Annotated in this window: 12 protein-coding genes; 11 read left to right on the top strand and 1 reads right to left on the bottom strand. The window is 35.4% G+C overall.

The features are described from left to right. Nucleotides 1–107: 107 nt before the first annotated feature. The 6 genes from uvrB to uvrC are packed head-to-tail and all read left to right on the top strand — an operon-like array spanning nucleotide 108 to nucleotide 9,821. The gene (uvrB, locus tag M663_RS0114250; protein WP_029689421.1) at nucleotides 108–2,093 is read left to right on the top strand and encodes an excinuclease ABC subunit UvrB; all 1,986 of its coding nucleotides are present in this window, start codon (nucleotides 108–110) and stop codon (nucleotides 2,091–2,093) included. A gap of 9 nt (nucleotides 2,094–2,102) precedes the next feature. Then, on the top strand, nucleotides 2,103–4,886 hold the full coding sequence (uvrA, locus tag M663_RS0114245; protein WP_029689420.1) for an excinuclease ABC subunit UvrA: 2,784 nt from the start codon (nucleotides 2,103–2,105) through the stop codon (nucleotides 4,884–4,886). A gap of 9 nt (nucleotides 4,887–4,895) precedes the next feature. Next, a complete protein-coding gene (locus tag M663_RS0114240) occupies nucleotides 4,896–5,300 on the top strand; it encodes an FHA domain-containing protein (protein WP_029689419.1) in 405 nt (134 codons plus the stop codon). Between the two features lie 10 nt (nucleotides 5,301–5,310). After that, complete coding sequence (locus M663_RS0114235) at nucleotides 5,311–6,555, top strand: FtsW/RodA/SpoVE family cell cycle protein (protein WP_029689418.1); 1,245 nt, start codon at nucleotides 5,311–5,313, stop codon at nucleotides 6,553–6,555. Continuing rightward, nucleotides 6,530–7,954 carry a penicillin-binding transpeptidase domain-containing protein gene (locus tag M663_RS0114230; RefSeq protein WP_029689417.1) on the top strand — a complete coding sequence of 475 codons (1,425 nt, stop codon included), beginning with the start codon at nucleotides 6,530–6,532 and terminating at the stop codon, nucleotides 7,952–7,954. The genes M663_RS0114235 and M663_RS0114230 overlap by 26 nt, the downstream gene beginning before the upstream one ends. A 19-nt stretch (nucleotides 7,955–7,973) precedes the next feature. Beyond that, nucleotides 7,974–9,821, top strand: a complete 1,848-nt coding sequence (uvrC, locus tag M663_RS0114225; protein WP_004400478.1) for an excinuclease ABC subunit UvrC — start codon at nucleotides 7,974–7,976, stop codon at nucleotides 9,819–9,821. A 26-nt stretch (nucleotides 9,822–9,847) separates the two neighbouring features. Here the strand turns inward: uvrC and M663_RS0114220 are convergent, their stop codons facing one another. After that, nucleotides 9,848–10,828 carry a biotin--[acetyl-CoA-carboxylase] ligase gene (locus M663_RS0114220; protein ID WP_012269069.1) on the bottom strand — a complete coding sequence of 327 codons (981 nt, stop codon included), beginning with the start codon at nucleotides 10,826–10,828 and terminating at the stop codon, nucleotides 9,848–9,850. Between the two features lie 146 nt (nucleotides 10,829–10,974). Between M663_RS0114220 and hprK the strand changes: the two genes are divergently transcribed. The 5 genes from hprK to M663_RS0114195 are packed head-to-tail and all read left to right on the top strand — an operon-like array spanning nucleotide 10,975 to nucleotide 15,682. Beyond that, nucleotides 10,975–11,892: an HPr(Ser) kinase/phosphatase gene (gene hprK / locus M663_RS0114215; RefSeq protein ID WP_029689416.1), complete on the top strand. Its 918-nt coding sequence runs from the start codon at nucleotides 10,975–10,977 to the stop codon at nucleotides 11,890–11,892. A 15-nt stretch (nucleotides 11,893–11,907) separates the two neighbouring features. Continuing rightward, the gene (locus M663_RS0114210; RefSeq protein ID WP_003866606.1) at nucleotides 11,908–12,645 is read left to right on the top strand and encodes a phosphatase; all 738 of its coding nucleotides are present in this window, start codon (nucleotides 11,908–11,910) and stop codon (nucleotides 12,643–12,645) included. Continuing rightward, nucleotides 12,642–13,580 carry an ROK family glucokinase gene (locus M663_RS0114205; protein ID WP_003866607.1) on the top strand — a complete coding sequence of 313 codons (939 nt, stop codon included), beginning with the start codon at nucleotides 12,642–12,644 and terminating at the stop codon, nucleotides 13,578–13,580. The genes M663_RS0114210 and M663_RS0114205 overlap by 4 nt, the downstream gene beginning before the upstream one ends. 12 nt (nucleotides 13,581–13,592) lie before the next feature. After that, nucleotides 13,593–15,071 (top strand): long-chain fatty acid--CoA ligase, encoded by a 1,479-nt coding sequence (locus M663_RS0114200; protein ID WP_029689415.1) that lies wholly within the window; start codon nucleotides 13,593–13,595, stop codon nucleotides 15,069–15,071. An 11-nt stretch (nucleotides 15,072–15,082) separates the two neighbouring features. After that, nucleotides 15,083–15,682 (top strand): DUF624 domain-containing protein, encoded by a 600-nt coding sequence (locus tag M663_RS0114195; RefSeq protein ID WP_029689414.1) that lies wholly within the window; start codon nucleotides 15,083–15,085, stop codon nucleotides 15,680–15,682. Nucleotides 15,683–15,872: the final 190 nt, after the last annotated feature.

Raw genomic sequence — 15,872 nt, 5'->3', positions numbered from 1 at the left:
TGTGAGAGGACGGCGGTTAGTCACCGCCTCCTACTCGATTATGTTTGTGTTGACAAGTAGGGTATGCTATAATAATAAGATGATAAATTGCAAAGAGGGTAGAAAAAATGAGTGGATTTAAGTTGGTATCTAATTTTAAACCAACAGGAGACCAACCTCAAGCTATAGATAAATTAGTTGAAGGGGTAAAAAAAGGATATAGATTTCAAACCTTATTGGGTGTGACGGGTTCTGGAAAAACCTTTACTATGGCTAATATAATCCAGAAGTTAAATCGTCCTACTCTTGTCATCGCTCATAACAAGACCTTGGCTGCACAATTATACAGTGAATTTAAAGAGTTTTTTCCAGACAATGCGGTAGAATATTTTGTGAGTTATTATGACTACTACCAACCGGAGGCTTATATACCCCAAACTGATACTTATATTGAAAAAGATGCTTCTATAAATGAAGAAATAGATAAATTGAGGCACTCTGCTACGGCAGCTCTTTTTGAGCGAAGAGACGTTATAATTGTCGCCAGTGTTTCTTGTATATATGGCTTAGGTGACCCTGTAGATTACGAAAATCTTATGCTTTCTCTAAGGCCGGGAATGATAAAAGATAGGGACGAAATAATTAAAAAGCTTGTAGATATACAATATGAAAGAAATGATGTGAATTTTACAAGAGGCAAATTCAGGGTAAGAGGAGATGTTATAGAAATTTTCCCTGCTTCTTTTTCCAATAAGGCGATAAGGGTTGAGCTTTTTGGAGATGAAATTGACAGAATAGCGGAAATTGATGTGTTAACAGGTGAAGTACTGGGATTAAGAAAACACGTGGCTATATTTCCGGCTTCTCACTATGCTACTTCAAAAGACAAATTGGAAAGAGCAATAAAAAGCATTCGAGAAGAACTGGAGCAAAGGTATAAAGAACTTAAAGATGCTGGTAAAATAGTAGAAGCTGAAAGGTTAAGACAGAGAACAAATTATGACTTAGAGATGCTACAAGAGATGGGATACTGCCAAGGAATAGAAAATTATTCAAGGCATATTTCAGGAAGACCTCCAGGAAGCCCTCCTTATACCCTTTTAGATTATTTTCCTGAAGATTTTCTCATTTTTATAGATGAGTCCCATGTGACAATTCCTCAGATCAGAGGCATGTACAATGGAGACAGGTCAAGGAAAGAAGCATTAGTAGAATACGGATTTAGACTTCCTTCTGCTTTTGACAATCGTCCCCTTACTTTTGAAGAGTTTGAAGAGAGGATAAATCAAGTTATCTTTGTTTCTGCAACACCAGGGCCTTATGAAATTGAACATTCAGAGCAGGTTGTTGAGCAGTTAATACGACCGACAGGTCTTGTGGATCCAGAAGTGATAGTAAAGCCTGTTAAGGGACAAGTAGATGATTTGATAGGGGAAATTAGAAAAACAGTTGATAAAGGCTTTAGAGTGCTTGTTACAACTCTTACGAAAAAAATGGCTGAGGATTTAACGGATTATCTCAAAGATATGGGAATAAAAGTAAAATATTTACATTCTGATATTGAGACGATTGAAAGGGTTGAAATAATAAGAGATTTAAGGCTGGGTAAATTCGATGTTTTAATAGGCATAAACCTTTTGAGAGAGGGATTAGACATACCTGAGGTTGCTTTGGTGGCAATATTAGACGCAGACAAAGAGGGATTTTTGCGTTCAGAGACTTCTTTAATACAGACTATAGGACGTGCTGCAAGAAATGCGGAAGGACGAGTAATAATGTATGCAGACGCTGTAACAAATTCTATGAAGAGAGCAATTGATGAGACGAACAGAAGAAGAAAGATACAAATGGAATATAACAAAAAACATGGTATAACTCCAAAGACAGTAATTAAGGGAGTAAGAGATGTAATTGAAGCTACTCACGTTGCTGAAGAAGAACAGAAGTACACAAGAAAGAAAGTTAAAACTTATGACCCTGAAATTATTAAGTCAACTATAGAGCAACTTGAAAAAGAAATGAAAGAAGCTGCAATTGAACTGCAGTTTGAAAAGGCTGCAAAATTGAGAGATGTGATTTTTGAATTGAAGAAACAGTTGGAGGAAGTAGTTTGAGGTGAAATCATGGGGAAGGACAAAATTGTAATTAAAGGGGCAAGAGTTCACAATTTAAAAAATATAGATTTGGAGATTCCACGAGATAAGTTAACTGTAATAACGGGTTTATCAGGCTCTGGCAAATCTTCTCTTGCCTTTGATACCCTTTATGCCGAAGGTCAGAGAAGATATGTGGAGTCTTTGTCAGCTTATGCAAGGCAATTTTTAGGACAAATGGACAAACCAGACGTTGATTATATAGAAGGCCTTTCACCGGCAATATCTATAGACCAAAAGACCACAAATAAAAACCCTCGTTCTACGGTAGGAACGATAACTGAGATTTACGACTATCTAAGACTTTTATATGCAAGGGCTGGGATTCCCCATTGTCCTGTTTGCGGGAGAGAGATTAGCATGCAAACTATAGATCAGATGGTGGACAGGGTCAAAGAATTGCCAGAAGGTACAAGGATACAGGTACTGGCTCCTGTTATTAGAGGAAGAAAAGGGGAATATGCTAAGCTTTTAAATGATATAAAAAAGAGTGGATATGTCAGAGTGAAAATTGATGGAGTAATGTACGATATAAATGAGGAGATTAAGCTTGATAAAAATAAAAAGCATACTATTGAAGTCGTAGTAGATAGGATTATTATAAAACCGGGAATTGACATGAGGCTGACGGATTCGATAGAAACAGCTTTAAAATTAGCAGATGGGATAGTTACTATTGATGTAATAGACGGAGAAAGCTTTACACTCTCTGAAAAATACGCTTGTACAGAGTGCAACATAAGTATTGAGGAGCTCTCTCCGAGAATGTTTTCCTTCAATAGCCCTTATGGGGCTTGTCCTGTTTGCACCGGATTGGGAGAATTTATGAAGGTAGATCCAGAGCTTTTAATACAAGACCCTAAAAAATCATTAGCAAATGGGTTGTTGCCGGGGATTGTTGCTTCACAGGATAGTTATGCTTATTACAACATTTTAAGATTGATTGAACATTTTGGATATACAGAGAATACTCCTTATGAAAAGTTTAGTGAAGATTTAAAAAATGTACTGCTTTATGGCAAAGATACAAAAGGAAAGTCCTATGGATTTGAAGGGATAGTAAACAATCTTGAAAGAAGGTACAACAATACTTCTTCAGATTTTATAAAAGAAGAGATAGAAAAGTATATGAGACCGGTTACTTGTCCTGCATGCCATGGAGCAAGATTAAAGCCAGAAGCGTTAGCTGTGACTGTTGGTGGACTTTCCATAAAAGAAATGACAGACCTTTCTGTTGGCGAGCTTATAAAATTTATTGACCAACTCAAATTAACAGAAAGACATGAGATTATTGCAAAGCCAATTTTAAAAGAAATAAAAGCAAGGCTTAGTTTTCTTGTAGATGTAGGCCTTGATTATTTGACTCTGTCAAGGCCCGCAGCTACTTTATCAGGTGGAGAAGCACAAAGGATAAGATTGGCAAGTCAGATAGGTTCTGGACTTGTAGGAGTCACATATATCTTGGACGAACCCAGCATTGGACTTCATCAAAGAGATAATGAAAGACTTATAAATTCCTTGAAAAAATTAAGAGACCAAGGCAATACTCTTATAGTAGTAGAGCACGACGAGGATACAATATATGCGGCAGACTACATTGTGGATGTAGGACCAGGTGCAGGTGAGCATGGAGGAGAAATTGTAGTTGCGGGTACGATAGAAGATGTGTTAAAATGTGAAAAGTCAATTACAGGACAGTATTTAAGTGGCAAAATAAAGATAGAAGTGCCAAAACAGAGGAGAAAACCTAATGGAAAAGCTTTAATAGTGAAAGGAGCGAAGGAAAACAATTTAAAAAATATAGATGTGGTTTTCCCTCTTGGAGTATTTATATGCGTTACAGGGGTTTCTGGCTCAGGCAAAAGCACCCTTATAAATGAGATACTGTACAAAGCATTGGCACAGAAGATTTATAAGTCCAAAGATAAACCAGGTATGCACGATGCAATAGAGGGTATCGATAATATAGATAAAGTAATAAATATTGACCAGTCTCCTATAGGCAGGACTCCTCGCTCAAATCCTGCTACATATACAGGAGTTTTCGACTATATAAGAGAGGTTTTTGCAAATACCCCAGAAGCTAAAATGAGAGGCTATAAACCAGGGAGATTTAGTTTTAACGTTAAAGGTGGAAGGTGTGAAGCCTGTGGAGGAGATGGTATAATTAAAATTGAGATGAACTTTTTGCCGGATGTGTATGTCCCTTGTGAAGTGTGCAAGGGTCAAAGGTATAATAGGGAAACATTGGAAGTAAAATATAAAGGAAAAAATATTTCGGATGTACTTAATATGACGGTAGAAGAAGCGTTAGTGTTTTTTGAAAATATACCTAGGATAAAAAATAAATTGATGACTTTGTATGATGTAGGACTAGGATATATTAAACTAGGGCAACCTTCTACTCAGCTTTCAGGAGGAGAAGCCCAAAGAGTAAAATTAGCTACTGAACTTTCTAAAAGACCTACAGGTAAGACATTATATATTTTGGATGAGCCTACAACTGGATTACATTTTGCAGATGTGCATAGGCTTCTTGATGTTTTAAATAGATTAACTGATGCAGGTAACACTGTTATTGTAATTGAACACAACTTAGATGTCATAAAAAGTGCAGACTATATTATTGACTTAGGACCAGAAGGTGGAGACAAAGGTGGAATGGTAATAGCTACAGGGACACCTGAGGAAATTGCTGCTAATGAGAATTCTTATACTGGATGGTTTTTGAAAAAAGTCCTTTCTCAAAAATGAGGTGAATTTATGTATTATGCCATAGCTTCTCAGATATTAAAATATGTCCTTATTTTTCTCATCTACCTGTTTTTATACAGGGTTTTTAAAATAGTGTATATGGACATAAAAGGGGCAAGATATGAGAGGCAAATAACCTCTGCAAAACTTTCTTTTTTAAATGGAGAAAGGACTTTTAATCTTTTTGAAGTTACTACTATAGGAAGGTCGGAGGAATGTGATATAGTAATTGAAAGCCCTTATGTGTCTGCACGGCATGCTATCATACGAAAGAGGGGCAAAAGGTTTTATATACAAGATTTAAACAGTACAAATGGCACTTTTGTTAATGGCAAAAGAATAAAAGGAATTGCTAAAATAAGGAATAACGATGTAATTACTTTAGGTGATGTTGAACTCAAATTTATTTTGTAGGTGAAATCTTATGGAAGAATATATAAAAACCGGATCTAAAGCTATGAAAAATGTTTTTTGGATATTTGTAATAGCCTTTTTACTGCTTTTTATACACAATAAACCGAAGGGATTTGACACAATATATTTTACATTAGCATTTCCAATATTAATTTATATTGTTTATTACTTACATGTAAGATTGTTTCCATTGGGTGAAATCCAATTTATCATTTTAACTTCTTTTTTAACAGAAATGGGACTTATAATGATATACAGGGTTACTCCAGATTTGCTCATAAAGCAGATTGTTTGGATTGCAATAGGATTTTTACTTTACTTCATTTCCTCATATATTTCAAAATACTACGATTTACTCTATAAACTCAAATATGGGGAAGCTATTTACATTGCACTTACAATAGCACTACTGGGCTCAACATTAATTTTTGGAAGAGAGATAGGTGGTGCTAAAAACTGGCTTACTTTTGACGGCATATATGTTCAGCCAGCTGAACTTGCTAAGATAATATATATAATTTTTTTGGCAAAATATTTGTGCACCAGGAGAGAAACAAAAGACATAATTATTTTAGGATTAATAACTCTTGCAATTCTAGGAATATTTGTATTAGAAAAAGACTTAGGGATGGCGTTTTTATTTTATGCTACTACAGTATTATTAATTTTTGTCTCTACTTCTAATCTATTGTACACAGCAGTAGGGATTGGGCTATTTGTTTTAGGAGGCATAATATCCTACTTTTTGTTTTGGCACGTAAGAGTAAGAATTGAGGCATGGTTGAATCCTTGGATGGATGTACCGGGGAAGACATATCAAATTGTACAATCTCTTTTTGCTATTGCAGCAGGAGGATTTTTTGGCACAGGTCTTGGCATGGGGCATCCAGAGTATATACCTGTGGTTGCAAGTGATTTCATTTTTTCAGCAATTTGTGAGGAATTTGGACTTTTAGGAGCTGTAGCTATAATCCTTGTGTATTTTGTTATAATGTATAGAGGGATTAAAGTAGCATTAAATGCTAAAGACGGGTTTGGTGCGTTAGTAGCTACGGGACTCATTTCAATGTTTAGCTTACAGGTTTTTACTATAATTGGTGGGGTTATAAAATTTATACCGCTGACAGGGGTAACCCTTCCCTTTGTAAGTTATGGCGGTAGTTCTATGGTGATGAGCTTTGTGACATTGGGTATGCTCAATGGCATAGCTCTTAAGGAGGAACAACAAGATGTCCAATTTGAATCGCAATATTAAAATTCTCTTTGGAGTTTTTTCTGTACTTTTTTTCGGTTTAATCGCGTATTTAACTTATTTTCAGATATATGAAAGAGATAGATTAATTACCAGTTCTTATAGTGTTTATAATCGTAGGCTTATAGAACAAGAAAAAAAGATATTACGAGGTAGTATTTTAGATAGAAATGGAATTGTACTTGCAAAGAGTATAATTGAAGCAGATGGTTCCCAAAAAAGAGAATACTTAGATGGTTCTGCTTTTGCTCAAGTAATAGGGTATAGCCGTAGAATATATCAACAGGGAAATGCAGGAATAGAAAAGGCTTATGACAGAGAATTACTTGGAATGGTAGGAAATGACCCAATAATTATTCTAAGGAAATTGGTTTTAGCAAAAGGGCAGGTAGGTGATAATGTATATTTGACAATAGATAAAACTCTTCAAGACCTTGCTTATAAAGAGATGGAAGGAAAAAAAGGAGCAGTGGTGGCTTTAAATCCTAAAACAGGGGAAATCTTAGCCATGGTCTCTACCCCTTCTTATGACCCTAATACTTTAGGGGAGAATTGGAAAGAAATAATGACAAGCCCAGATAACGTGGTTTTAAATAGAGCTACACAAGGTTTGTATCCCCCTGGTTCTGTCTTTAAGATTGTAACTACTGCAGCAGTTTTGACATATGAACCTGAGTTATATAACAAGACTTTTGATTGCAAAGGATATATAATTGTGGATGGCAACAGGATAAATGATTTTGGAGGCATTGCTCATGGAATAGAGGATTTTAAACAAGCTTTTTATAGATCCTGTAATTCCTTTTTTATACAGATAGGTTTAGATTTAGGCAGTGAAAATTTACAGTCAATGGCATATAATTTTGGGTTGGATAAGAGAGTTCCTTTAGAAATAGATACAGCAAAAAATTATTTTCCTCCTATTGAAGGGAAAGTTGCTTTAGCAGAAACTTCTATAGGACAGGGTAAAATCCTTGTAACACCTCTTACAATGGCATTGGTTGCTTCTGCCGTTGCAAATGATGGGGTTATAATGAAACCTTATTTGATGAGATACGTGGCAGATCCTATTTCAGGTACAGTCATCGAAAAGAGCACTCCTTCGCAGTATTTGAATCCTATATCAAAAAAAGTGGCAGATACTATTAAACAATTGATGATAGGCGCAGTTAACGATAAAGAGGGGACAGGTAAAGCTGCACAAATTCCTGGTATTACAGTTGCAGGTAAAACTGGGACTGCAGAAAATCCTCACGGTGCTCCCCATGCGTGGTTTGTAGGTTTTGCACCTGCCGAAAATCCACAAATTGTCGTAAGTGTAATAGTTGAAAATGGTGGTGAAGGTGGGAAAGTAGCAGCGCCTATAGCAAGAGATATAATAAGATCTTATTTAACTAAATGAAATTCTAAGGTGATGGACAATGAACATAGAAGAGAAATTAAAACTTTTGCCTGAAAAACCTGGTGTTTATATAATGAAAGACAAAAGCGGCAAAATAATTTACGTAGGAAAAGCAGTAGTTCTCAAAAACAGAGTGAGACAGTATTTTCAAAATAAAGAAAATCAATTGCCAAAAGTAAAAGTAATGCTTTCTCATGTGGAAGACTTTGAGTACATTGTCACTGATACTGAACTTGAGGCTTTAATGTTGGAATGTAACTTAATTAAAAAGTATAAGCCTAAGTATAATGTATTATTAAAAGATGACAAAAATTACCCCTATATTAAAGTTACAGTAAATGAAGAGTATCCCCGCATAATGTTTACAAGAAGAATTGAGCCAGATGGAGCTAAATATTTTGGCCCTTATAGCAGTGCCTTTGCAGTGAGGGAGACTATAAAACTTGTCAGAAAAATGTTTCCAGTAAGGACATGTAACAGAAATATTGAAAAAGACATTGGTAAAGTAAGAGAATGTCTCTATTACCACATAGGATTGTGTTCTGCTCCTTGTACTAACAAAATAAATAAAGAAGATTATAGAAAATTAGTTGATCAGGCAGTTCTCTTTCTTGATGGAAAGAGGGATTGGCTCATACAAAAACTTAAAGAAGACATGCAAAAAGCGGCAGAAGAATTGAGGTTCGAGGAAGCGGCGAGGATTAGAGACCAGATTTTTGCTATTGAAAGGACGTCAGAAAAGCAAAAAGTGGTATCAGTAGGAGAAGATGAACAGGATATAATTTCAATGGCCCGAAGTGCGGATATTTCCTGTATACAGGTGTTCTTTGTACGAGATGGAAAATTAAGCGGAAGAGAGCATTATTATATGAAAAATACAGAAGGCATGGAAAGAGGAGAAATAATCTCTTCCTTTATAAAGCAATTTTATGAAGGTGCTCCTTACATTCCCAAAGAAATAATAACTGATGTGGAATTAGACGAAAGAGAGCTTCTCAGTGAATGGTTATCGCAAAAGAGAGGCAACAAAGTTTTTATAACAATTCCTGTAAGAGGTAAGAAAAAAGAACTGGTGGATATGGTTTATCAAAATGCTTTGGAAGCCCTTAAGAATGACATATCAGTAAGAGAAGAAATTTCAAAAGACCAAGCTGTATTAGAACTTTCTAATTTAGTAGGACTCGACTACGCCAAGAGAATTGAAGCCTATGATATTTCAAACACAAGAGGTCAGGATAACGTTGGAGCTATGGTAGTATTTGTGGATGGCAAGCCTAAAAAAAACCAGTACAGAAGATTTACCGTAAAATATGTTGAAGGGCAAGACGATTACCAGAGCATGAGAGAAGTTATAGAAAGGCGTTTTTTGCACGGTATTGAAGAAAAAGAGCTTATTGAAAAAGGTGAACTTAAAGAGGATAAGGCAAAATTTGCTGAAATGCCAGATTTAATATTTGTAGACGGCGGCATAGGGCATGTAAATGCTGTATTGCAGATGTTAAGTGGTTTTGGTATTTTTATTCCTGTTTATGGTATGGTAAAAGATTCAAAACACAGGACTCGAGGCCTTGTGTCACCTCAAGGTGAAATTGACATACCTATGACTACAAAAGCCTTTCGCTTAATTGCTCAAATACAAGAAGAGGCCCATAGGTTTGCTATAACTTTCCACAAAGAAAAGCAAAGCAAAAGATTTAAAAGCGAACTTCTCAATATCCCCGGCATAGGTGAAAAAAGGGCAAAAGCCTTATATGATGCCTTCAAGTCCATAGAAGAAATAAAAAGGGCAAGTGTGGAGGACCTTAAAAAAGTGGAAGGAATGAATGAAAAAGCTGCTCAAGCTGTATATGAATATTTTAGGAAATAAAAAGCGTCAAGATTTTGTCTTGACGCTTAAACATAATCCAGTAACCCCCTTACAGACACATCTCCTGACATAATACTAAGTCTTTTGCCCTCTTTTGTCTCTACTACCAAACTTCCATTATTGTCAATAGTGACAGCTTTTCCTTCAATTTCACCTTCATTGGCAATGACTTTTATCTGCCTTCCTATTGTTATGGACTTTTCAATGCATATAGGCCTTATGTATTCAAAGCCTTTTTGTAAATATGCATTATAATAAAATTCCAGGTTATTTAAAATGCTGGCGGTAAGTTTTTTCCTATCAACTTTAGAGTTGGTTTCTAAGTACAAGGAAGTGGCTTTCCCTTTTAATTCTTCAGGGAAATTGTCACAATTTACATTGACTCCAATTCCTATTATCACATAGTTTATTTTGTCAATTTCTGAACTCATCTCTGTCAATATTCCACACACTTTTTTATTGTTTAGTATTATATCATTTGGCCACTTTATTTTGCTTTCTACATGAAATACTTCTTCAATAGCTTTGACTACAGAAATTGCCGCTACTTGTGTGAGATTAAGTGCCTCCTGTGGCTGTATATTTGGTTTTAAAATGATAGACATCCAGATGCCACAGCCTTTTTGAGATATCCAACTTCTTCCTAATCGGCCTCTTCCTGCTATCTGCTCTTCGGCAATAATTACTGTACCATCAGGAACCTTTGATGCCATTTCTTTTGCGAAGTTGTTTGTAGAATCAATGACTAACTTATGTATATAATTTTTTCCTATAAAATTTGTAGTAAGATAAGGGGATACTTCTTCATAAATTAACAAATCAGGCTCAGAAACTAACATATACCCCAGCTTGTGATGGGCTTCTATTTGGTATCCTTCATTTTTTAATTCATTTATATGTTTCCATATAGCAGTTCTTGAGACGTTGAGTTGATCAGAAAGTTTTTGCCCAGAGATATATTCCCCTTTGTTTTCTTTTAAAAGTTTAAGAAGCTTTGACCTTAACATTTTTTCACCTCAAAAGTTTATATGGCTATAAACATATTATAATTTACATCTTCCAAGAAGAAAAGGTTTTGTCTATTTACTTATTTTACATTAAATAATATAATTGAATTAAATGCAGCGTTTTGTTGCTGGCTGGAGGTGAAAAAGTGGATAAGATTCCTGTTGAAACTTTGATAAAGGATTTAAATTTGGAAGTTATTGTTGAGGCCAAAAATAATAAAATAGATATAACTACACGTGATGTAAATAGGCCGGGCTTACAATTTTCCGGCTTTTATGAGCATTTTGCTTACGAAAGAGTGCAAATCATTGGAAAAGTTGAAACAACTTTTATAGAACAGTTGCCAGATGATGTATTAGCTGAAAGAGCAGACAGGTTTTTTAATTATCCCATTCCCTGTCTTATTGTAACGAGAGATTTAAATATTCGTCAAGAGATCATAGATGCTGCGCAAAAACACGATAGATACCTTTTAAGGACAAAAGAAGCTTCTACCAAGTTTATAAATAGATTAATTAATTACCTTGATGAAAAGTTAGCACCACAAATTACTATTCACGGAGACCTTGTAGATGTGTATGGTATAGGTGTTCTTTTATTAGGAGAAAGTGGCATAGGTAAAAGTGAAACGGCATTAGAGCTAATCAAAAGGGGACACCGACTGGTTGCTGATGATGCGGTGGAAATCAGCAAGATAAGTGAGGACAAGCTTCAAGGGAGTTCACCTGAGATAATAAGGCATTTTATTGAAATAAGAGGTATTGGCATACTTGACATAAAGACATTGTATGGTGTGGGTTCTGTTAGAAATTCTATGAACATAGACTTAGTTATTCAATTGGAAGAATGGGACGAAGATAAGTACTACGACAGGTTAGGATTAGAAGACGATTATATCAAATTTTTAGATGTCAAAGTTCCAAAGCTTACTATACCTGTAAGACCAGGAAGAAATCTCGCGATAATAGTAGAAGTAGCAGCGATGAACCACAGGCAAAAACAAATGGGATACAACGCTGCTCACGAACTTAACAAAAAATTATTAAAACAAATAGGGAATTAAAGGGAGAGGATAAAGTTGAAGTTAGTTTTGGATACTCACACTCACACAATTTCCAGCGGTCACGCTTACAGCACTATTACAGAAAACGCAAGGGAGGCTTATAAAAAAGGGCTTCAACTTATATGTATGACAGACCACGGACCTAAAATGCCAGGAGCTGCTCACCTTTGGTATTTTGGAAATTTAAAAGTGTTACCTGAAAAAATAGAGGGGGTGGAGATATTAAAAGGGGTAGAAGTTAATATAATGGATGAAGAAGGAAATTTGGACTTACCAGAAGGAATACTTAAAAAACTAGATATAGTGATTGCCAGTTTACATGACGTGTGTTTTGAACCAAGTGACGATATAGAAAGAAACACAAAAGCTATTATAAATGCTATAAAAAACCCTTATGTAGATATAATAGGACATCCTGGGAATCCCATCTATCCAATAGATATTGAAAAAGTTTTAATGGCTGCTAAAGAATATGGCAAATTTATTGAAATAAACAACAGCTCCTTTGTAAGTTCAAGAAAGGGCAGTGAAGAAAATTGTTTTCTCATTGCTAAAAAAGCGAAAGAAATGGGAGTAAAAATTGCTGTGGGAAGCGATGCACATGTAAGCTTTGATGTAGGAAGGTTTGAGGAAGCTCTCAAAGTTATTAAGAATGCCGGTATAACTGAAGATTTAGTGCTTAATACTGATGTTGGAAAAATAAAAGAATATCTTAAAGAGAAAAAACGGAAAATTGGAGGAGAGGAAGAATGAGAATTGGTGTTGACCTTGGAGGCACTAATATTGCTGTTGGATTGGTGGATGAAGAGGGACGTATAGTAGCTACAGGTAGCAGGCCGACAAAACCGGAAAGGGGTTATGAAGCAGTTGCCAAAGACATAGCGGATATAGCTATAGAACTTATTAAGAGGAGTAATCTAAGTGGAAGTGATATTAAGTCAATGGGAATAGGAGTCCCGGGTGTAGCAGATAGCGAAAGAGGCATAGTAATACGAGCGGTGAATCTCTTTTGGACAAAAGTTCCTCTTGCAAAAGAAATAAGAAAATACATTGATTTGCCAATATATATGGACAATGACGCAAATGTAGCAGCTTTGGCAGAAGCAGCATATGGGGCTGGCAAAGGTTCTAAGTCCTCAGTGACAATTACCTTAGGAACAGGAGTAGGTTCTGGTTTTATCCTTGATGGTAAAATATACAATGGTGCACATCATTTTGCACCTGAGCTTGGACACATAGTGATAGGAGACAATGGTATAAGATGTAACTGTGGTAAAATTGGATGTTTAGAGACATATGCTTCAGCAACTGCTTTAATAAGAGAAGGGAAAAAGGCAGTAGAGAAGAATCCCAATTCTCTTATTTTAAAATTTGCAAATGGAGATATAAACAGCATAACGGCTAAAAACGTAATTGATGCTGCGAAGCAGTATGATGAAGACGCCATGAGGATTTTTAATGACTATGTCAAATACTTAGCTATTGGGATTGTAAATGTGATAAACATGTTTGACCCTGAAGTGATAATATTGGGTGGCGGAGTTGCAAATGCAGGGGATTTTCTCATAAAACCTCTTAAAAAAGAAGTGGCAGAGAATATTTTATTCAAAGACTTACCGTATGCTGACATAAGAAAAGCAGAGCTTGGAAATGATGCAGGGATCATCGGTGCTGCCATATTAAGTTAAAGGAGGATAATTATGCAAATTCATGAACTTCACAAAAACGCAAAAGTGTCTGACGATCATGTTGCAATAAAGTTTAAAGATAGAATCTATAGTTACGGAGAAGTTGACTCTCTCATAGATAAGTACGCTTCTTTCTTTCAATCAATAGGTGTAAAAAAAGGTGATAGAGTAGCATTGAGTTTTCCTAATTGCCCTGAATATATTTTTTCTTTTATGGGAGCATCTAAAGCAGGGGCAATTGTTGTACCGCTAAACATGATGCTTACACTTGAAGAAATTGCATATATAATTATGGAATCAGGTGCTAATACTATAGTCATTCATCCTTTAATAGCTCAAAAAATTGATAAGTCTCAATTAGGAAGATTGAATCTCAAAAATGTGGTCGTTTTAGATGAAAATACCATTAATGCAATTTTAAAAATGGGTCCTTCTCAACATGTTGAAATAGAACCAGACGAAGTATGTACGTATATATATACCTCTGGAACGACAGGGAAACCTAAAGGTGCGATGCTTACTCACAATAACTTCATTGCTGATGTAAAAGCATTAGACGATGTATCTGACTTAGGACCAGAGGATAACTTTTTGTGCGTATTACCTTTGTTTCACAGTTTTTCTTGGACAGTCAACATACTTCTTGGATTTTATTTGGGTTCTGCTATTACAATAAAAGAAAGTTTTATGCCAAAAGACACATTGGAGACACTGACAAAAGAAGATGTAACTGTATTTTGCGGAGTGCCTTCGATGTTTGCAGTCCTTATGAGAATGGCAGAAAAGGGACAATTTAAAGCTTTAAGGTTAGCTATATCAGGTGGAGCTCCATTAGCCCCTGAGATACAAAGAGGATTTGAGGAAAAATTCAATTTTCCTCTTGTAGAAGGCTATGGTTTAAGTGAGGCAGCTCCTGTTGCACTTTTAAATCCTTTAGAGCCTAATGCAATAAGAAAGCCAGGGTCTGTGGGATTGCCACTTCCTTGTGTTGAAGCAAAGATAGTGGATGAAAATGACAATGAACTTCCTGTGGGAGAAGTAGGGGAGCTTGTTTTAAGAGGACCTAATATAATGGTTGGCTATCACAACATGCCAGAAGAAACTGCTAAGACTTTAAGAGGTGGTTGGCTCCACACGGGTGACCTTGCAAAAAAAGATGAAGACGGATATTTTTACATTGTAGACAGACTAAAAGACATGATAATATTAGGTGGGTTCAACGTATATCCGAGGGAAGTAGAAGATGCCTTGTTAGAACATCCAGATGTTTTAGAAGCTGCTGTGATAGGAGTGGGTGATCCATTGAAAGGAGAAGAAGTCAAAGCTTTTGTGGTGCTAAAAGAAGGAGCGAAAGCTGATAGAAAAGAGCTTCAAAGCTTTTTAAAGGATAAATTGGCTTCATATAAGATTCCAAAGCATTTTGAATTTGTGTCAGAACTTCCTAAGACTCCGACAGGTAAGATTAATAAAAAACTACTAAAGCAAATGTAAAGGTGAAAAAAATGAGAGATTCTAAACTTTTTGATATTGCATATTTTATAAGCGATTTAATGATATTAAATCTTCTGTGGATTGTATTTTCACTTCCTGTTGTGACAGTTTTTCAATCCACAGAAGCTCTTTTTCATTCAATACGTTTATTGAGAAAAGATGAAGGAAGCAGCGTGTGGAGAGAATTTTGGAAGGGTTTTACAAAGCACTTCTCGTGGATGCTTATAAACTTTGTGATTACCGTTGCTGTTATTTTAATACTTTACGTAGATGTGAGGTTTTTTATACAACAAAACACAGTTTTTGCATATATTCTTGCTGGCTTATTATTGTCAATGGGACTCATGTTTTTAATCACATTGATATACACGTTTTTGACGATTCAATATTATGAGGGGAAACTTTTTGGCTTATGGAAAACTTCTTTTTTATTAGGGCTTGGGTATTTGCCCCAAACAATACTTATACTTGTAATACTTATAGCTGCATTATTTATTATACAGATTATTCCAATACTATTTTTTATAATATTGGTAAGTGGCTCAGCTTATCTAATAGATATGATTTTTGAAGGAATAATTAAGAAGTATATAAAACGGGACGAAGAATAAAATATGATGGCATATATTTAGCATTTTATACAGCAGGCTTTCAATATATTGTTGAGTATTTAAATTATTTAAATCAAAGTGCATTATATTACTTTCATTTTTGAAAATCTTATCTATATTTTTAATTGATGATACAAAGCCACTTATGCGGGGAATATGATAAAGTTTTGCAGCATAAAAATTTTTTTAA

It is taken from the genome of Thermoanaerobacter sp. A7A, from assembly GCF_000445185.1.
In the GTDB taxonomy this organism is placed as follows: Bacteria; Bacillota; Thermoanaerobacteria; order Thermoanaerobacterales; family Thermoanaerobacteraceae; genus Thermoanaerobacter.
This window is presented reverse-complemented; position numbering and strand designations above follow the sequence as displayed.

Coding starts and splice junctions, on each gene's coding strand:
- uvrB (WP_029689421.1), top strand. CDS start 108: ATGAGTGGATTTAAGTTGGTATCTAATTTTAAACCAACAGGAGACCAA.
- uvrA (WP_029689420.1), top strand. CDS start 2,103: ATGGGGAAGGACAAAATTGTAATTAAAGGGGCAAGAGTTCACAATTTA.
- M663_RS0114240 (WP_029689419.1), top strand. CDS start 4,896: ATGTATTATGCCATAGCTTCTCAGATATTAAAATATGTCCTTATTTTT.
- M663_RS0114235 (WP_029689418.1), top strand. CDS start 5,311: ATGGAAGAATATATAAAAACCGGATCTAAAGCTATGAAAAATGTTTTT.
- M663_RS0114230 (WP_029689417.1), top strand. CDS start 6,530: ATGTCCAATTTGAATCGCAATATTAAAATTCTCTTTGGAGTTTTTTCT.
- uvrC (WP_004400478.1), top strand. CDS start 7,974: ATGAACATAGAAGAGAAATTAAAACTTTTGCCTGAAAAACCTGGTGTT.
- M663_RS0114220 (WP_012269069.1), bottom strand. CDS start 10,828: ATGTTAAGGTCAAAGCTTCTTAAACTTTTAAAAGAAAACAAAGGGGAA.
- M663_RS0114205 (WP_003866607.1), top strand. CDS start 12,642: ATGAGAATTGGTGTTGACCTTGGAGGCACTAATATTGCTGTTGGATTG.
- M663_RS0114200 (WP_029689415.1), top strand. CDS start 13,593: ATGCAAATTCATGAACTTCACAAAAACGCAAAAGTGTCTGACGATCAT.
- M663_RS0114195 (WP_029689414.1), top strand. CDS start 15,083: ATGAGAGATTCTAAACTTTTTGATATTGCATATTTTATAAGCGATTTA.